Origin of the sequence: Asticcacaulis sp. EMRT-3 (assembly GCF_030027245.1) — a bacterium.
In the GTDB taxonomy this organism is placed as follows: domain Bacteria; phylum Pseudomonadota; class Alphaproteobacteria; order Caulobacterales; family Caulobacteraceae; genus Asticcacaulis.
This window is the reverse complement of sequence record NZ_JASERT010000001.1, coordinates 1,771,696-1,789,914: the sequence shown is the minus strand read 5'-3', so window position 1 is coordinate 1,789,914 and position 18,219 is coordinate 1,771,696. Positions and strand designations below refer to the sequence as shown.

The 18,219-nt window shown below is 63.3% G+C and carries 12 protein-coding genes; all 12 read left to right on the top strand.

Features of this window, described 5'->3' with window-relative positions; all coding sequences use genetic code 11:
• The first annotated feature begins 11 nt into the window (after positions 1 to 11).
• Positions 12 to 3,791, top strand: a complete 3,780-nt coding sequence (locus QB905_RS08545) for a baseplate multidomain protein megatron (RefSeq protein ID WP_282974385.1) — start codon at positions 12 to 14, stop codon at positions 3,789 to 3,791.
• A 191-nt stretch (positions 3,792 to 3,982) separates the two neighbouring features.
• Positions 3,983 to 4,975, top strand: coding sequence for a DnaJ C-terminal domain-containing protein (locus QB905_RS08540; protein WP_282974383.1), 993 nt, complete (start codon positions 3,983 to 3,985; stop codon positions 4,973 to 4,975).
• A 108-nt stretch (positions 4,976 to 5,083) separates the two neighbouring features.
• Positions 5,084 to 5,419: a hypothetical protein gene (locus tag QB905_RS08535; protein WP_282974381.1), complete on the top strand. Its 336-nt coding sequence runs from the start codon at positions 5,084 to 5,086 to the stop codon at positions 5,417 to 5,419.
• Complete coding sequence (locus QB905_RS08530) at positions 5,419 to 6,099, top strand: response regulator transcription factor (RefSeq protein WP_282974380.1); 681 nt, start codon at positions 5,419 to 5,421, stop codon at positions 6,097 to 6,099. Before QB905_RS08535 ends, QB905_RS08530 begins: the two co-directional genes overlap by 1 nt.
• Complete coding sequence (locus tag QB905_RS08525; protein WP_282974378.1) at positions 6,096 to 7,574, top strand: ATP-binding protein; 1,479 nt, start codon at positions 6,096 to 6,098, stop codon at positions 7,572 to 7,574. Before QB905_RS08530 ends, QB905_RS08525 begins: the two co-directional genes overlap by 4 nt.
• A gap of 78 nt (positions 7,575 to 7,652) precedes the next feature.
• Positions 7,653 to 9,014: a hypothetical protein gene (locus QB905_RS08520; protein WP_282974377.1), complete on the top strand. Its 1,362-nt coding sequence runs from the start codon at positions 7,653 to 7,655 to the stop codon at positions 9,012 to 9,014.
• A gap of 48 nt (positions 9,015 to 9,062) precedes the next feature.
• Positions 9,063 to 10,148, top strand: a complete 1,086-nt coding sequence (ccmI, locus tag QB905_RS08515) for a c-type cytochrome biogenesis protein CcmI (RefSeq protein ID WP_282974376.1) — start codon at positions 9,063 to 9,065, stop codon at positions 10,146 to 10,148.
• Between the two features lie 283 nt (positions 10,149 to 10,431).
• Positions 10,432 to 10,926, top strand: coding sequence for a cytochrome c maturation protein CcmE (gene ccmE, locus QB905_RS08510; protein WP_282974375.1), 495 nt, complete (start codon positions 10,432 to 10,434; stop codon positions 10,924 to 10,926).
• Between the two features lie 19 nt (positions 10,927 to 10,945).
• A complete protein-coding gene (locus QB905_RS08505) occupies positions 10,946 to 12,919 on the top strand; it encodes a heme lyase CcmF/NrfE family subunit (protein WP_282974374.1) in 1,974 nt (657 codons plus the stop codon).
• Positions 12,916 to 13,359, top strand: a complete 444-nt coding sequence (locus QB905_RS08500) for a cytochrome c-type biogenesis protein (protein ID WP_282974372.1) — start codon at positions 12,916 to 12,918, stop codon at positions 13,357 to 13,359. Before QB905_RS08505 ends, QB905_RS08500 begins: the two co-directional genes overlap by 4 nt.
• Positions 13,360 to 13,498: 139 nt before the next feature.
• Entirely contained in the window at positions 13,499 to 15,049 is a 1,551-nt protein-coding gene (locus QB905_RS08495; protein ID WP_282974370.1) for a Do family serine endopeptidase, read from the top strand.
• Between the two features lie 168 nt (positions 15,050 to 15,217).
• Positions 15,218 to 18,169 carry a bifunctional [glutamine synthetase] adenylyltransferase/[glutamine synthetase]-adenylyl-L-tyrosine phosphorylase gene (locus QB905_RS08490; RefSeq protein WP_282974368.1) on the top strand — a complete coding sequence of 984 codons (2,952 nt, stop codon included), beginning with the start codon at positions 15,218 to 15,220 and terminating at the stop codon, positions 18,167 to 18,169.
• Positions 18,170 to 18,219: the final 50 nt, after the last annotated feature.

Genomic DNA, 18,219 nt, shown 5'->3' with positions numbered 1-18,219 from the left:
CGGAGGAATATATGGCGCAGGTGATTTTGAGCGCGGCGGGCACGGCGCTGGGCGGCCCCATTGGCGGCTTTATCGGCCATCAGATTGGCGCCGCCATCGACCGCACCGTCGTCAACAGCCTGATGCCGGCGCGGCAGGTCGGGCCGCGCCTGACCGGTCTGCAACTGACGCAAAGCGCGCAGGGCGATCCTGTGGCGCAGGTGTTCGGCAGGATGCGCGTGGCGGGCACGGTCATCTGGGCGGCACGGCTGAAAGAAAACCGCTCGACCACGCGCGCCAGCAAATCGAGCCCGAAGACCGAGAGTTACAGCTACAGCCTGTCGTTTGCCGTGGCGCTGTGCGAAGGGCCGATCGACGGCATTGGCCGCCTGTGGGCCGACGGGCAATTGCTCGATCAGTCGCAGATCGCTTACCGCCTGTATCCGGGCACGGAAGACCAGACGCCCGATAGTCTGATCAGCGCCATCGAGGGCAGCGCGCCCGCCTATCGCGGCGTCGCCTATCTGCTGTTCGAGGATCTCGATATTACCCCTTTCGGCAACCGCCCGCCCAATCTGTCGGTCGAGGTGTTTCGTCGTCCGCGCGGCACCTTTGCCGATATGGAAAGCCAGATCGAAGGCGTGTGCCTGATTCCGGGGGCGGGCGAATTCATCTACGCCACCGAACCGAATGCCCTGCGTTCGGGCCTGACGCGCGCCAGCTTCGAGACGCAGCATACGGGCGATGGCCGCACCGATTTCACCGTGGCGCTCGATCAGTTGCAGGCGCAATTGCCCAATGTGAAGCGCGTCAATCTGGTGGTGAGCTGGTTCGGAACAAGTCTCGATGCGGGGGCCTGCACCATCATGCCCGGCGTCGAGGGACGCACGCGCGTCACCGAGCCCCTGGTCTGGTCGGTGGCGGGGATTGCGCGCGACACGGCCCATCTGGTCAGTCAGGTGGAGGGCCGTCCGGCCTATGGCGGCACGCCCTCCGATGATGTGGTGGCGGCGGCGATCACGGCCCTGAAGGCGCGCGGCTATCAGGTGACGCTGATCCCGTTCATCCTGATGGATTGCGCGGGCTATCCGTGGCGCGGTCGCATCACCTCAAACCACGATATGAGCGCGGCGGCGGCGGACGATATTGCACACATCATGGGCACGGCGGCCGCGGCGGATTTTACGGTCTCGGCGGAGGCTGTCACCTATAGCGGCCCCGATGAATGGGGTTTGCGCCGGTTCATCCTGCATGTGGCGGCTTTGGGCCAGCGGGCGGGCGGGGTGACGGCCATCGTGCTGGGCTCGGAACTGCGTGGCCTGACGACGGTGAGGAGCGCGGTCAATACCTATCCGATGGTGACGGCCTTGCGCGATCTGGCGGCGCAGGTGCGCACGCTGGTGGGCGCAGGCACGCAGATCGGCTATGGGGCGGACTGGAGCGAATATTTCGGCCACCAGCCCGCCGATGGCACCGGCCATGCCGTCTTTCATCTCGATCCTTTGTGGGCCGATGATCATATCGATTTCGTTGGCATCGACTGGTACGCGCCGCTGACCGACTGGCGCGACGGCACGGACCATCTTGATGCGCAGGCAGGCTTCGCCTCCATCTATGATCCGGCCTATCTGCAAGGCCGCATCCATGCCGGTGAGGACTATGACTGGTACTATGCCAGTTCGGCGGATCGGGAGGCGCAGGTGCGCACACCGATCCATGACGGGGCCTATGGTGAGGACTGGATGTTCCGGCCCAAGGACATTTTCGGCTGGTGGTCGAACCTGCATCATGACCGGCCAAATGGTGTGCGCATCGCCACGCCGACGGCCTGGGTGGCGCAATCAAAGCCGATCCGCCTGATCGAGATCGGCTGTGCGGCCATCGACAAGGGGCCGAACGCGCCCAATCTGTTCCTCGATCCGAAGAGCAGCGAAAGCGCCATTCCGCCCTTCTCAAACGGTGTGCGCGACGACCGGGCGCAGCGCGCCTATCTGAGTGCTTTTCACAGCTATTATGCGGCGAATAATCCGGTCAGCAGCGTCTATGGCGGGCCGATGCTGGCCGATATGGCGGTCTGGTGCTGGGACGCGCGGCCCTATCCGTATTTTCCACAACTGAGCGATGTGTGGGGTGATACGGCCAACTGGCGCACCGGCCACTGGCTGAACGGGCGCGTGGGCATGGGCGATGCGCGCAATATCCTGATCGAACTGGCCGGACAGGCGGGCCTTGGCCCCGATCAGCTCGATCTCGACGAGGTGACGGGCGCGATTGACGGCTATGTCGTCAGTCAGCCGATGACCGCCGCCGACGCCCTGACGCCGGTTCTGGCCTGGCTGGGACTGGAGGCGGCGGAAAGCGGCACGGTTGTGCGCTTTGTGGCCAGCGATCACGCCAGCGACCTGAGCCTGAGTCTCGATCAGATGGCCTATCAGGATCACAGCCCGCTCAAGGTGCGGCGCGATCTGGTCAGTGTGCCCGCCAGCCTGAGTTTACGCTGTTACGACCCCGACCATGATTACCAGTTGCAGTCGGTCACGGTGCGCACCGACCGCGCGGGCGCTGACCAGATGGCGGTGGATCTGCCGCTGGTTTTGAGCGCCGGTCAGGCTGAAACCTATGCCGCCTATCTGTTGCAGGCCGCCCAGACCGTGCGCCACACCCTGACCCTGGACGGCGATCCTCTGATGCTGTTGCAGATCGAGGCGGGCGATGGCGTCAGGCTGGAAAACGACGCCACCGCCTATCGCGTCACCGGCCTCGATCTCAGCGAAACCCCGACCGTGACCTTGCAGCCCGCCCCTGTGCCGCGCGAGCTGACAGCGCAGGATCCGTCGCTGTCGGGCGCTGTGCCGCCAAGCGTGGCCATGACGCTGATCACCGGTTTTATCCTGCTCGAACTGCCGTGTTTCGGCACGGATGAAAGCGATGTGCGGCCCATTCTCGTGCCATCCGCCGATCCGTGGCTGGGCTGCGATGTCTATGCCGGAGCGGGTGCCTCAAGCCTGAAACTGCGCGGCAGCGTGATGGCGCAGGCGGGCATCGGCACGGCCTTAAACAGCCTGCCTGCCCAGAGGCGCAACTATCTGCTCGAACAGGCCTTTCTCGACATCTATCTCGAAGGCGAGGCCCCCGTTTCGTGCGATCTCGACACCCTGTATGCGGGCGGCAATTTCCTGTGCGTTCAGGCAGCCAGTGGTGAATGGGAGATCGTGCAATATCTGAACGTGACGGCGCTCGATACGGATCGCTACCGCCTGTCGGGGCTGGTGCGCGGCCAGTGGGGGTCGGAACAGGCCCTGGCTTCGGGGATAGTGGCCGGGGCTTCGCTGATCAGCCTGCCGTCTGGTTTTGTGCGCGCTGATATGTCCAGCGAGGAACGGGGCCTCAGCCGCCTTTTCCGCACAGGTAAGCGCGGTTTCGGGGCGGTGGCCGGGGGCGCGCTCGATGTCAGCGCCACCTGGAGCGGACTGGCCCTGCGGCCGCGCGCCCCGGTTTACGGGCGTATCACGGGCCAAATCACGGGCACTGGCGACCTGACGGTAAGCTGGCTGCGTTCGCCGCGTTATGGCGGCGATAGCTGGGAGGGCGAGCCGCCCCTGTGCGAGGAGGCGGAGGCCTATCGCGTGCAGGTGCTGGACGATGCGGGCCTGAAGCGGTCGGTCGAGGTGGCGGCCTCGCCCTTTGTCTATGCGGCGGCGATGCAGGGCATGGACTTTCCGGGCGGTTTTAGCGCCGGGGCGCGCATCGAGATCGCGCAGATGTCGCAGATCTATGGCTATGGCGCGGTTTTGTCGCTGGCATTTTTGTAGCTCAAACGCCGCATGGCTCCTCGCATCCGCTCGGGCGCGCAGTCGCGCTTGCCGGGTTGCGATAAGAAGATCATCGCAACCCGGTGTATTGTCATATTAACGAGCATGGACGCTGTTGGCGCAGGCCAGCGCTTGCACCTTGAAATGAGAGCCTGTAGGACACACCTCTGCGTTTTGGAGGTTGAATTTCAGTGGCAAGTGATCCGTATCAGGAACTGGGCGTCAAACGCGGCGCCAGCGATGCCGAGATTCAGAAGGCGTTCCGCAAACTGGCCAAGGAGCTGCATCCTGACCAGAACAAGGGCAATGCGGCCTCGGAAGAGCGTTTCAAGCGCATTACGGCGGCCTATGATTTCCTGAAGGACGCCGACAAGCGCAAGCGCTTTGACCGTGGCGAAATCGACGCCGATGGCCGCGAGACGTTTCGCGGTTTTGGCGGTGCCGGTGCCGGTGCCGGTGGTGGGCGTCAGGCCGGTGGATCGCCGTTTGGCGCAGGCGGTGGCGCAGGCTTTGGCGGTACGCAGTTCGACGGCATCGATCTCGACGACATTATGGGCATGTTTGGTGGCGGCGCGGCAGCAGGCCGGCGCGGGGCTGGCTTTAACAGCGCGCCGCAAAAGGGCAGCGACCTGCGCATCAAGCTTGATATCGACCTGCTCGATACGATTGTCGGCAATACGCGCCGCGTTTTGCTGTCGGATGGTCGCACGGTCGATATCAATATCCCCAAGGGCGCGCATGACGGTCAGGTGCTGCGCCTGAAAGGGCAGGGCGCGCCTTCGCCGAATGGTCGCGGCCCGCATGGCGACGCCCTGGCCGAGCTGCATCTGAAACCGCACCCGGTCTTCCGCCTCGAAGGCCATGACCTGCATATGGACCTGTATGTCTCCCTGCCCGACGCCCTGCTGGGCGGCAAGGTGCAGGCCCCGACCCCTGACGGGCCGGTCAGTGTCAGTCTGGCGAAAGGCTCTAATTCCGGCGCGATTCTGCGCCTGAAGGGGCGCGGCGCCTATGAGGCCAAGGGCGGCACGCGCGGCGATCTGTTCGCCCATATCGTCATCGCCCTGCCCGATAAAGTGCCGGGCGGTATGCCGGACGGTCTCTATCAGGAACTGCTTACCCTGGCTGAAAAATGGCGTCAGCAGGCCGATTATACGCCGGTCATGCCGGCGCGGCGCAAATAGCAAGCCAATATTTGACAAGCTTGATATGTTCGTTCAGCTAAGGTTCAGGTCTTTGCCGCTATACCGAAGCTTATGAAACGCACCGCGCTCATTTTCTGTCTTGCCCTGATGACTGGCCCGCTCCTTGCGACCGGATGGGCCAGTTGCGCCTCAGCCGATCCGTATCGCGACAGGCATCATCAGAACGACAGCCGCGATGACAATGCGTACCGTAATGCTCCCGATGCGCCGCCTGCCTATCGCCGCGATGCCCCCGAAGGCCGTGGTGCCGGGCCGCGTGATGACCGCATCAACCGCGCTATTTCCGTGGCCCGGTCGCGCGGGCGGGTGCTCGATGCCGGATCGCAGGGCGGATCGGTCTTCTGGGTGCGTGTCGATACAGGTCATGGCCGCGTCGATCTGCTGGTCGATGCGAATTCCGGCCGCATAGTGGGAGAAAAATAGTGAGACTGCTTCTGGCTGAAGACGATCCCGACCTGTCACGGCAACTGAAGGCGTCGCTGGCCGATGCGGGCTATGTGGTCGATCACGCGCCTGATGGTGAAGAGGCGCATTTTCTTGGCGACACCGAACCCTATGACTGCATCATCCTCGATCTCGGCCTGCCGAAGATCGACGGCGTTTCGGTTCTGGAACGCTGGCGGCGCGAAGGCCGTTCCACGCCGGTGCTGATCCTGACGGCGCGTGGTGCGTGGAGCGACAAGGTGGCGGGCTTCGACGCCGGGGCCGATGATTATCTGACCAAGCCGTTTCATACCGAGGAATTGCTGGCCCGCCTGCGCGCTCTGGTGCGCCGCGCCGCCGGTCATGCCCAGCCCCTTCTGACCTGCGGCGGCTTACGCCTTGATCCCAGCGCGGCGCGCGCCTCGGTCAGCGGTGAACCCTTACGCCTGACCTCACTCGAATACCGGCTGCTGCACTATCTGATGATGCACCAGAACCGCGTCATTTCGCGCACCGAACTGGTGGAGCACCTCTATGATCAGGATTTCGACCGCGATTCCAACACGATCGAGGTCTTTATGGGCCGTCTGCGCAAAAAGATCGGCACGGAGCGCATCGAAACCGTGCGCGGCCTTGGCTACCGTCTCAAGCCGCTGCATGATGAGATAGAAAGCCTGTGAGCCAAGCAGAGGCGAACAAGGCCGGGTCAGGCTTGGTGTCGCCGCGCGACCATGACGCCTTTTTGCTGCGGCTATGGCGGCGGGTCAGCGCGCGCGATTCACTGGTGGGGCGGCTGATCCGTCTGGCCTCGGCCTGGTTCATCTTCGCCCTTGTCCTTACCGGCATCGTGCTGACCACCTATTTCCATGAAGTCACCATGCACCGCTTTCAGGAGCGTGTGGGCCAGATCGCCGACAGCCTGTATTCTGTTACCGATATTGACCCTGAAGGCATTGATACCAGCCGCTTCGTTGATGCGCGCGCCAGCATTATCCATTCTGGCCTCTATTGGCAGGTGGGGATGGTGGACGGGCAGGGGCAGATCAGCGCCCCCGTGACATCGCGTTCTTTGTGGAACGAGCAATTGCCCCTGCCGCCCGAAGTGCTGGCGCAGGCCAGGGCCCATAGCGGCACCAGCGTCTTTTATGATGGCACCGGCCCCGTGGGCGAACCGCTGCGCGTGGCGGTCATCTATTCGATGGTCGATCAGCACGCCTATGTCTTCATGGCCGGCGAGGATGCCAGCCCGGTCGCCCACGATGTACGCACCTTCGCCCTGCTGACGGCGGGGGCTCTGTTCATTCTGGCGCTCGGCTCGCTGGCGGCGATCTTCATTCAGGTGCGCGTCGGTTTGCGGCCTTTGTTTGATCTGACCGACGAGATTTCCCATGTGCAGGGCGGCTTTCAGCAGCGCCTGACCAAGACCTATCCGGCGGAAATCCGCCCTGTGGCGCGCCAGCTCAATGCTTTTCTCGACTATGCGCAGGAGGTGGTGGAGCGCCAGCGGATGCACGTTGGCAATCTGGCCCACGCGCTCAAGACCCCGCTTTCGGTGCTGATGACGGCGGCGCGCGAGGAAGGGGCGGGCGACGCCGATGGCCCCTTGCCGGAGACGGTGCGCAAGCAGGCCGAAACTATGCGCGCCCAGGTCGATCACCATCTGCGCCGCGCCCGCGCCGCCGCCCGCTCTCAGGCGATGGGCGAACGCACGCCGGTCGAGCCGGTGTTTGACGAACTGGCCGTGATGCTGGAGCAGGTGTTTCAGGACAAGGGGGTGATCATCGACTGGCGCGTCCCCGATCATCTGGCTTTTCGCGGTGAGCGTCAGGATTTGCAGGAAATCGCGGGCAATCTGCTCGAAAATGCCTGCATCTGGTGCAAGCGCCAGGTCAGGATCAATGCCGAATTTCATGCTGACGTTCAGATGCTCGATATGAGCATCGAGGATGACGGGCCGGGCCTCGATGCGGCGCGCTTTGATGAGGTGCTGAAGCGCGGCGCACGTCTCGATGAAAGCGTGCCGGGTTCGGGGCTTGGCCTGTCGATCGTCGATGAACTGGTGCGCGCCTATGGCGGAGCCCTGCATCTCGACCGATCCGGCATGGGCGGATTGAAAATAACAGCGCGTTTGCCGGCTAATCTGCTGGCGGATTGAGCCTCATCAGGGAAAATTAACCAGTTTACCCAAGACTTGTTGCACCAGACACTTGTCGCGCAAGGACGTCCCGCATTCATGGCTTCGATCGCTGTCAGCCGCATGACTCTGCTGAAGGGTTTGATCAACACCCTGCCGCCTGCGCCGCTGCGTTCGCTCGAAATGGCGCTTGGCATGACGAACGACGCGCTGCTGATCGAGGTGCGCGCCCTTGTGACGGCCGAGATCGAGACCCGCCATCTGCGTGACAGCGTTTTTCTGCCCTTCACGCCCATGTTCGAGGCGCGCGCCGATGGTCTGGATGCGATGCGTTTTCCGCGCTGGCTTCTGTATCGCCTGTGGAGCTGGCTGGAGCAAAACCAAGCGCCATTGTGCACAGAGGCGGCGCAGGCGCTGCGCGTCTTGCGTACCGAAGACCCGACGCCGGTGGTCTTTTTCCGCCTCGTCAAGGCGGCGGCCGATATATGCCGGGAAGCACCGCAGGATATAGCGCCCGTCAATGGCGCAGAAACCGATATGGTGACGGTTGGCGAATTCGCCGCCTATCTCGACCTGCACAGGCTGATGCGCCAGACCCTGGCGCGCCTGCCCGAATTTCTGGGCCGGATGGACGCCGAAAAAGCCGCCGCCCTGCGTGTCATGTTTGGTGACGCTTCGGCGCTCGATCCGGCCAGCGGTTATCGTTTTCTCGAACTGATTTTCGCCAATCTCGAAGACGGGGCGCAGATTATCAAATTCGTGGCCACGGTTTCTGATCGCCCCAAGGATCGCTTTCTGGCCGAATCGGAAATGGCCATCTTTGGCGAACGTATTCTCGATCAGATCGAGGCGCGCATTGGCGTGCTCAAGCATGATATGGAGGATCGCCACGGCGATAACCTCGACAAGGCCGCCGAGCAGGTGGCGCAGGGGTTTGGCCAGTTGCAGGCGTTCGAACACTATATCGAATTGTCGCGCGACGGCCTGTGGGGCAAGCGTGTGATGGCGGCACGCCAACATCTGGCCGCGCTGGTCGAACAGCCGTTGAATGGCGCGGAAAAACTGCTCGAACAGGCGCTTATCATGAAAAACGAGCGCCGCAACGGACGGATCAAGCGCGAGGTGCCCGATCTCGAACGCCTGCCCGATGCAGTGCTTGAGGCGCGAATCCGCCAGACCCTCGGCTTTATCGGCAAGGCGCGCCCCATTGCCAATATGGGCGGATTCCTGACCCTGCACACCAAGGTGGCGCAGGCGCTGGAAGCCTATATGGACGCCTGGTTCGCCGAGCTTCTCAGCCTGGCCAACAGCGACGAACCGGCCGATATGGTGCTGGTCATGCGGGGCTTTGATCTGGTTACCGACCTGATGGCCCTGTCGTGCGGTGATGAAAAGGCCCAGACGGCGCGGCGTCGTGTCGCATCGTGTGAACGGCTGAAACCGGCGCGAAGCGTGGCCTGATTGCGCAAAGTCTCTTTTCTTTGATCGCAAATCGTCTATGTCAGATGGATGCTGTTGCTTGCCCTTGTTTGCGCCCTGATCACCGCCGCCCTGATCGCCCTTGCCGCGGTCTGGCAAAAGGCCGTGCGCTCAGGCCCGCCGCTCGCGCAGGAACAAGCGCTCTATGAGGGCTTTGTCGCCGATGTTGAACGCCGGTTCGCGGCGGGTGATCTCGACGCCGAGGCGGCCAGTGAGGAAAAGGCGGCGGCGGGGCGCGCCCTGCTGCGGGCCGGAGACGCCGCGCAGCCAGACCATCAGATCAAGCCCGTTTACGGCCTTGTTGCGCTGATCATCATGGCCGTGGTCAGTCTCGGCCTCTATGGCCTGTTCGGTCATCCATTGGCACCCGACCAGCCTTTTCAGGCGCGCCTGCAAGCCTGGACTCATACCGCTCAGACCGACCCCAATGCCTTGTCGCCGGAGGCTCTGGCCCTGGTCTTACGTCAGGGGCGTGACAGCCACGCCAAAGACCCGGCCTACTGGCTGTTCATGGGCCGTATCGACATGCTGGCCGGGAATAATTATCAGGGCGCGCAGGACTATGAAAAGGCGCGCGCCCTCGATCCGCAGCACTTCACCGCCTGGTCGGAACTGGGCGAGGCCCTGACCTTCGTGGCCAATGGCAATGTTACCGATGATGCCAAGGCGGCTTTCGGGCACGCACTGGCGCAGGATCCGCAGGATGCGCGCGCCCATTTTTATCTCGGCCAGCAGGCGGTGGCGCAAGGCGATTATGAGACGGCGCGCACGCATTTCACGACCGCGCTTGCCACGATGGACGCCCACGATTCCAGCCGCCCGATGGTGCAGCAGGCGCTGGATGCGGTCGCTCCGGCGGAAAAGGCGGCGGACGCCATGAAGGCGCGCATCGGCGGCATGGTGGCGTCGCTCGAAGCGCAACTGAAGGCCAGCCCTGACAATCCCGATGGCTGGGCGCGGCTGATCCGCTCTTACAATGTGCTTGGCGACACGGCGGGACAGGCTAGGGCGGTGCAGGCTATGCAGGCCCATTACCGCGATAAACCCGCCGTGGCCGCCGATATTCTGGCCCGTTCGCAACAGGCGGTCGGCGCGGAAAACACGGGGGGGTTATAATGCGCTCAAGGAGCGAAGCGTTAGCGCGAGACACCAAGCGCTCAAGGAGCGAAGCCTTGGAATGGGATGACTTCACAGGGCACCTCTTTTCTTCCCCTCTCCCCACATGTGGGGAGAGGACGGGAGCCGAGCGTCAGCGAAGGCGACCGGGTGAGGGGCAATCTTTGTGTCGCCACCACGCCCCTCATCCGGCCTTCACTGCGTTCAGGCCACCTTCTCCCCATTATTATGGGGAGAAGGGAAGGTCAGGCGATGCCACCACTTGTCCTGGGGGAGCGCTATAATGGGCTGGATACCGAAATCGGCGCGGGCCAGACGCAGGCTCATCGTGTTTCTGATCGCCGCGCCGGTGCTGGCAGCGGCGGTGGCTTTGAGCCTCTATGCTCTGCGCGGCACGGTGGTCTATTTCTATACCCCGGCCCAGCTCGACGCCGCCCACGTACCGGCGGGCCGCACCATCCGGCTGGGCGGCCTCGTCAAACCCGGCTCCATCGCCAAGGCGCCGGACGGCACGGTGACCTTTGTGGTACAGGACAAGCTGGAGGCCACGACGGTCAGCTATAAGGGCGATCTGCCTGATCTGTTCCGCGAAGGTCAGGGCGTGGTCTGCGAAGGCGTTTTGCAGGCGTCGGGTGCGCTGAAGGCCACGCAGGTTCTGGCCAAGCATGATGAAAAATACATTCCGAAAAATGTCGAAAAGGCTCTGAAAGAACAGGGCGAATGGCGGCCCGGTTCCGGTATGGATCAGTCGGCCGCACCGCTCAGGCCGTTTTCATGATGAGGGTAAGAAGCGTTCGATGATCGATGAAATCGGCAATTACTGCCTGATTCTCGCCTTCTGCTTCGCACTGGGGCAGGCCGTGCTGGTGGGGCTGGACAGGTTCAAACCGTTGCGTGGTATCGCGCGCTGGGCCGAAGGCGTGTCGCTGGCGGCGGCGCTCAGTATCCTGATCAGCTTCGTGATTCTGATTGTCGCCTTTATCCGTTCCGATTTTTCGGTAATGAATGTCTATCAGCATTCCCACACCGAAAAACCGCTCCTCTACAAGATCGCCGGGGCCTGGGGCAGCCACGAAGGCTCGATGCTGCTGTGGTGCACGATTCTGCTCGTCTATGGCGCGCTGATCACGCTTCTGGGACGTAACCTGCCGCAGGGGCTGAAGCTGAAGGCGCTGGGTGTGCAGGGTCTGCTCGGCGCGGCCTTTACCGGCTTTACGCTTTTCAGCTCCAATCCGCTGGCCCGTCTCGATCCCGCCCCGGTACAGGGGCTGTCGCTCAATCCGGCCCTGCAAGACCCGGCGCTCGCCTTCCATCCGCCCATGCTCTATCTCGGCTATATCGGCTTTTCGGTGGTGTTTTCGTTCGCCGTGGCCGCCCTGATCGAGGGCCGGATCGACCGCGCCTGGGCGCGCTGGATCCGGCCGTGGGTGCTGACGGCATGGAGCTTTCTGACCCTCGGCATTACACTCGGTGCCTTCTGGGCCTATTATGAACTGGGCTGGGGCGGCTGGTGGGCCTGGGACCCGGTCGAAAACGCCTCCTTCATGCCCTGGCTGGCGGCCACCGCCCTTTTGCACAGCGCCATCGTGATGGAAAAGCGCGACGCGCTCAAGGCGTGGACGGTGTTCTTAAGCCTGCTGGCCTTCACCTTTTCGATGCTGGGTGCCTTTCTGGTACGCTCCGGCCTGCTGACCTCGGTGCACGCCTTCGCCCTTGACCCGACGCGCGGCATCCTGCTGGCCATTATCCTGTTCGTGACGGCGGGGGCGGGCTTTGCCCTGTTTGCGTGGCGCGCGCCTGCCCTGTCGCCGGGCGGCCTGTTTGCACCGGTCAGCCGCGAGGCCGTGCTGGTGCTCAATAATCTGCTGATTTCGGCAGGGCTGTGCTCGGTGTTTCTCGGCACCCTCTACCCGATCCTGATGCAGTCCTTGTTCGACAAGACCATGTCGGTCGGCGCGCCCTATTATGTGGCGGTATTCGTGCCGATCATGGCCGCAGCCCTGCTCATCCTGCCGCTGTCAGGCCTGATGGCGTGGCGGCGCGCCCATCTGAAGGGGGTTGTGCAGCGGCTGGCCGTCGCCTTTGGCGTGGCGGCTCTGGCGGCTGTGACCGGAACCGTCTTCTATCATGGGCCGTGGCTGAGCGAGATCATTTTCGGCCTCGGCCTGCTGATTGGCTTCTGGCTGATCTTCGGCACGCTCAAGACCCTGGCCGAGCGGGTGGATTTCAAATTCCGCCGCCTCAGGGGCGTGCCTCTGGCCTTTTACGGCATGATGCTGGCCCATGCGGGGCTGGGCGTGTTTGTGCTCGGCGCGGTGGTGGAAGGCCATGAGCGCCTGAGCGCCCTGCAAGTGATGAGCCCCGGCGACCGCGTTCATCTCGGCCATTATGATATGCGTTTTACCGGTCTTTATTCGGCCACCGGCAAGAATTACGATGCGCAGGGCGGCCATTTCGACATCCGCGATCCCTCCGGCCATCTGGTCTGCCGGGCCAGCCCGCAAAGGCGCTTCTATCCGGCCTCCAATGAGGTGCAGTCAAAGGTGGCCCTGTGTTTCCGCCCGCTCGATGACCTTTATGTGGTGATGGCCGAACCCTCAGTGGGGCCTGACGGCAAACCCGCCTGGCAGATACGCTTTTTCGTCAATCCGTGGGTGCGGCTGATCTTTTTCGGCCCGCTGCTGATGGCGCTGGGCGGGGTCTTGTCGCTCAGTGATCGTCGTCTGCGCCTTGGCGTGGCGGCGCGACCAAAGGCGGAGGTCAGGGTATGAAACGGCTGATCGGCCTGATCTTCCTGCTGCTGGCGGCTCCGGCCCTGGCCGATACGATTCCCGCTGCGGCGCATGACGAGGCGCGCGCCGAACGCCTGTTCGCCGAGGTGCGCTGCGTGCAGTGTCAGAGCGAGAGCATCGCCGATTCTGACGCTCCCATCGCCGGTGAGATGCGCCGCGAAATCCGCGTCGATATGGCCAATGGCATGACCGACCAGCAGATCCGCACATCGCTTTATGACCACTATGGCGATTATGTGCTGTTTCGTCCGCGCCTGACCAGGAGCAATCTGTTGCTGTGGGGTCTGCCGCCCCTGATCGCCTTGGTGGGGCTTATCCTGTTGTTTTTACGTCGGAAAAAGCCCGATGCGCCCGATGTTGCGCCGCTGAGTGCCGACGAGGAGAAAAAACTTCACCAACTGCTGAAGAACCGCGAATGACGTCACGATTTTGCCGTATCGCTTTGATTAGTTGCGATTGAGGGAATTTGCGCGTCTTTAAGGTTGTTTTTGCGCTTTGAAGCGCTCAGATGACGTTTGCGGGACGTGCGCAGACACACAAGGACATAAGGTAAAGAATATGGGGACGTGGAATTTCAAAACGATGCTGAAGAACAAGTCGGTACTGGCCGGCGGCGTGGTCGGTCTGGCGCTCGGTGCCAGTGTGGCGGGCGCGGCCATTTCGGGTCTGGGCGGCGCGCATGTCGGCAAATTTGACGGTGCCAGCCTGATGAAGACGGCCGATCTCACCCCGATAACCCCGCCGGCAGGCGCGCCGATGTCGTTCGCCGACCTGATCGAGCGCGTGTCGCCCGCCGTGGTGTCGATCGAAACCACTGGCAAGATGAAGGTCGATACCGGCCTGCCCAATCTGCCGGGCTTCAGCTTCCCCGGTCAGGGCGACGGCCAGCCGCAGGAGCAGGAGGTGCACGGTGCCGGTTCGGGCTTCTTTATTTCGCCTGACGGCTATGTGGTCACCAATAACCACGTCATCGATGGTGCCGACGACATTACGGTCAAGCTGACCAACAATAAGGAACTGAAGGCCACCGTGGTGGGCCGCGATGTGGCCACCGATCTGGCTGTGCTCAAGGTGCAGGGCACCGACTTCCCGTTCGTGCGCTTTGAGCTGGATCACAAGCCGCGCGTCGGCGACTGGGTGATCGCGATGGGCAATCCGTTCAACTTCTCCAATACCGCCACGGCGGGCATTGTGTCGGCCTATGGCCGTGACCTGGCCGAAGGCGGGGCCGATTACGTCGATTACCTGCAAATCGACGCCGCCATCAATCGCGGTAATTCCGGCGGCCCCACCTTCGATATGTATGGCCGCGTCATTGGCATCAATACCGCCATCGTCACGCCGTCGGGCGGCAATGCCGGTGTCGGCTTCGCCATTCCGGCCGATGTGGCGGCCAAGATCACCTCGCAACTGATGAAGGGCATTACCATCCAGCGCGGTTATGTCGGCATCGCTATCGCGCCGGTGACGCAGGATAATGCCGATGCGCTCGGCATCAAGGATCTCGACGGCGCCTATGTCACCCAGGTCAATAAGGGCGGGCCCGCTGACAAGGCCGGGATGCAGATTGGCGACATCGTCAGAACCGTCAATGGTGTGACGGTCAAGAGCCCGACCGACCTGACGCGGCGCATCGCCGATGTCAAGGTCGGTGAAAAGGTCAATATCGGCGTGATGCGCAATAACCAGATGGTCAATCTGTCGGTGACGGCGGCCTTGCGTCCGTCCGAAGACGTCCTCAATAATCCGAACGCGCCCGATGACAGCTCGGCCCCTGGTGCGGTTAGCAGTTCGGCACCGGTGATCGGCCTCAGCGTCAAGCCGATCACGCCCGATGCGCGCCGCGCCTATGGCCTCGATGCCAGTGTCAGCGGCCTGTTGATCACCGATGTCGATGACAGCTCCGATGCCGGTCAAAAGGGCCTCAAGCCCGGCGATATTATTGTGCGCGCCAATAATCAGCCGGTGGCGACACAGGCCGATTTCGCCAAAATCGTCGCCGATATGAAAAAGGCGGGTCGTCCGGCCATCCTGCTTTTGATCAGCCGCGGTGGTCAGAATGTGCCGGTGCCCCTGTCGCTCAAGCCGGATGCCGGCGCCAAAAAATAGGCGTTTGATCATCACTGTACATGAAGGGCCGTAACGGATGTTGCGGCCCTTTTTGCAGGTTCGGAAGGGCGGAATCATCACGGGCTTGGTATTTGGGACGAGTCAGGTTTAAAAGGAAACTATAAAAATCCTCACGCGGCTTTCCGGCGCGTTATTTCTTGCGGTGTCATGGCGGATATACTCTTCTCCTCCCTTCTCGACCGGCTGCATCCGTGCGGCCCCGAACTGGCGGGCTCGAGTCCGGACTATGTGATCGAGTCGCTGCGCGAGGTGGCGCAAGCCGAGGGCTGGATCGACGTGCTGCGTCAGGCCGAGCCCGCCCTGCGCCCGGTGATTTCGGCCTCGCCCTATCTGGCCGGACTGATGCGTCGTGATCCGCAGCGCCTGCGCGAAACCCTGATCAGCGCACCGGAAGCGCGGCTGAAGGCTATCCTGCTGGCGGTCGAGGCCATTGAGCAGCAGGCCCTGACCGTTGATGTTCCCGATATGGAGGCGGCGCGCAAAATCCTGCGCCACCTCAAGGCCGATTGCCACCTGCTGACCGCCATTGCCGATCTCGGCGACGTGTGGGGGCTTGATCACGTCACGGCGGCGCTCAGCCGGTTCGCCGACGCCGTGACCAGCGCCGCCCTGGCCCTGATGGTGCGCGAGGAACGCGACAAGGGGCGGATCGTGACACCGGCCGCCGAAGAGGCTGCCGGACGCGGCATCCTGCCCGGTCTTTTCGTCCTGGCTATGGGCAAGCACGGGGCGGGCGAACTCAACTATTCGTCCGATATCGACATCACCTTTTTCGCCGAGCTTACCCGCCTGCCGATCGCCGCCGGGGTCGAGGCGCAGAGCTTTGCCGACCGGGTAGCGCGCGGCGTCTCCACCCTGCTGTCAGAGCGCACGGCCGATGGCTATGTGTTCCGCGTCGATCTGCGCCTGCGCCCCGATCCGGCCTCCACCCCCACCGTGGTCAGCGTGCCCTACGCGCTCAACTATTATGAATCGGTGGGCCAGAACTGGGAGCGCGCCGCCTTCATCAAGGCGCGGCCTGTGGCGGGCGATATGATCGAGGCCGAGGCTTTTATGGCCGATCTGGCCCCGTTCATCTGGCGGCGCTCGCTCGACTATCCGGCCATTGCCGATGTCCACGCCATCAAGCGCCAGATCCACGTCTATAAGGTCGATGACCGGCTCGACGCGGCGGGGGCCAATCTCAAACTGGGGGCGGGCGGCATCCGCGAGATCGAGTTTTTCGCCCAGACCCAGCAACTGATCTTAGGTGGACGCGACCCGTCCTTGCGCTCACGCCGCACGCTGGATGCGCTGGATGCCTTGCGCCGCGCCGGTCATCTGGCCCCGGCGGTCGCCAAGGAGCTGAAACAGGCCTATGTCCGTTTGCGCAACTGGGAACACCGCGTCCAGATGCTCAATGACGAGCAGACCCACGAACTGCCGGAAGCCGATGATGAGCGGATGCGCGTGGCCGCTCTGTCGGGCTTTGCCAACCTGTCGCGCTTCGATCTGGCCGTGTCGCGCACCCTTCGTCTGGTCAACAGCCATTATGGCGAACTGTTTTCCGAGGACGAGCCTCTGTCCTCCTCGTTCGGCAGTCTGGTCTTTACCGGTATCGAGGATGATCCCGAAACGCTGAAGACGCTGGCGCGCATGGGGTTTGACCAGCCTCAGCAGGTGTCGGCCACCATCCGTTCGTGGCATCATGGCCGCATCCCGGCCACGCGCTCCGAACGCGGGCGCGAACTGTTCACGCGGCTGGTGCCGCGCCTGCTGGAGGCGCTCAACGAAACCGGCACGCCCAGCATCGCCTTCACGCGCTTCGCCGTCTTTTTCGCCACCCTGAATGCCGGGGTGCAGATCCAGTCTTTGTTTCTGGCCAATCCGAAACTGTTTCGCACGGTCGTTGAGATCATGGGCTTTTCACCACGCCTGGCCCAGATGCTGGCGCGCCATCCCACCTCGTTCGACGCCATGCTCGACGCAGGCTTTTTTGAGCCGCTCGGCGAGGAACTGGACGCCATTGTGGCGCGTGAGGTTGCGCGTGCCGGGGATGATCTGGAGGCGGTGATGAACGCCCTGCGCCGGGTTGGCCGCGAGCAGCAGTTCCGCATCGGAATGCAGGTGCTGTCGGGCCGCCTCAGCACCGAGGCGGCGGGCGGGGCCTATGCGCGACTGGCCGATGCCTGTCTCAACCATCTGGCGCCGGTGGCGCTGGCGGACATCGAGCGTCAGGCCGGGCGGCTGGACGGTCAGGTGGCCATTGTGGCGCTCGGCAAACTCGGCTCGATGGAGATGACAGCCACCTCCGATCTCGACCTGATGGCGATCTATCTGCCCGATGATCCGTCCAGCGTTTCCAGCCTCAAGACCTGGGCACCGGAAACCTGGTTCGCGCGCTTTACCCAGCGGCTGATTTCTTCGCTCTCGGCCCCCACCCACGAAGGGCGGCTGTACGAGATCGACATGAAGCTGCGCCCCACCGGCGCCAAGGGGCCGGTGGCCGTGTCGCTGGCGGCGTTCGAGAACTATTACACGCGCGAGGCCGATACCTGGGAATTCCTGGCCCTGACCCGCGCCCGCGTGGTGTGGTCAAGCTCGGCCGATTTCGCTGATCTGGTGCGGCTGAAGATCGAAACCGTGCTGCGCCGCCAGCGGTCACGCAGCGAAACGGCGCTGGACGTGCTGGCCATGCGTGCCCTGATGGAAAAGGAGCGCCCGGCCAAGGGGTTCTGGGATTTTAAACTGAGCGTGGGCGGTCAGGTCGATTGCGAATTTGCTGCGCAATATCTGCAACTGATCCATGCCGAGGCCAGCGGGCCCTTGCGCGTCGGCACGCTGCAAGCGCTTTCCGCCATGCAGCGCGCCGGCCTTGCCCCCACAGCCGAGATCGAGGCCCTGATCAGCGCCTGGCGCGTGCAGCAAAGTCTGGCCCAGGTGATGCGCGTCTCCCTGACCGAGTTCGACGATCCGCATAATGAGCCGGAGGCCTTTCAGCGCAAGCTGGCGCGCGCCGTGCATACGCGCAGGCTCGACACGCTGGAGAAGAAACTGAAGGCTATCCGCCGCCGCGCCAGAACGGCGTTTGAGAAAATCGTGACGCCCGGCGACGGATAGTGGCCGCCTGCGCCGTGGAATGCAGCAAGGACAGGCCGTGGTGGCCGTCG

Coding starts and splice junctions, on each gene's coding strand:
- ccmI (WP_282974376.1), top strand. CDS start 9,063: ATGCTGTTGCTTGCCCTTGTTTGCGCCCTGATCACCGCCGCCCTGATC.
- QB905_RS08545 (WP_282974385.1), top strand. CDS start 12: ATGGCGCAGGTGATTTTGAGCGCGGCGGGCACGGCGCTGGGCGGCCCC.
- QB905_RS08520 (WP_282974377.1), top strand. CDS start 7,653: ATGGCTTCGATCGCTGTCAGCCGCATGACTCTGCTGAAGGGTTTGATC.
- QB905_RS08495 (WP_282974370.1), top strand. CDS start 13,499: ATGGGGACGTGGAATTTCAAAACGATGCTGAAGAACAAGTCGGTACTG.
- QB905_RS08490 (WP_282974368.1), top strand. CDS start 15,218: ATGGCGGATATACTCTTCTCCTCCCTTCTCGACCGGCTGCATCCGTGC.
- QB905_RS08505 (WP_282974374.1), top strand. CDS start 10,946: ATGATCGATGAAATCGGCAATTACTGCCTGATTCTCGCCTTCTGCTTC.
- QB905_RS08535 (WP_282974381.1), top strand. CDS start 5,084: ATGACTGGCCCGCTCCTTGCGACCGGATGGGCCAGTTGCGCCTCAGCC.
- QB905_RS08500 (WP_282974372.1), top strand. CDS start 12,916: ATGAAACGGCTGATCGGCCTGATCTTCCTGCTGCTGGCGGCTCCGGCC.
- ccmE (WP_282974375.1), top strand. CDS start 10,432: ATGGGCTGGATACCGAAATCGGCGCGGGCCAGACGCAGGCTCATCGTG.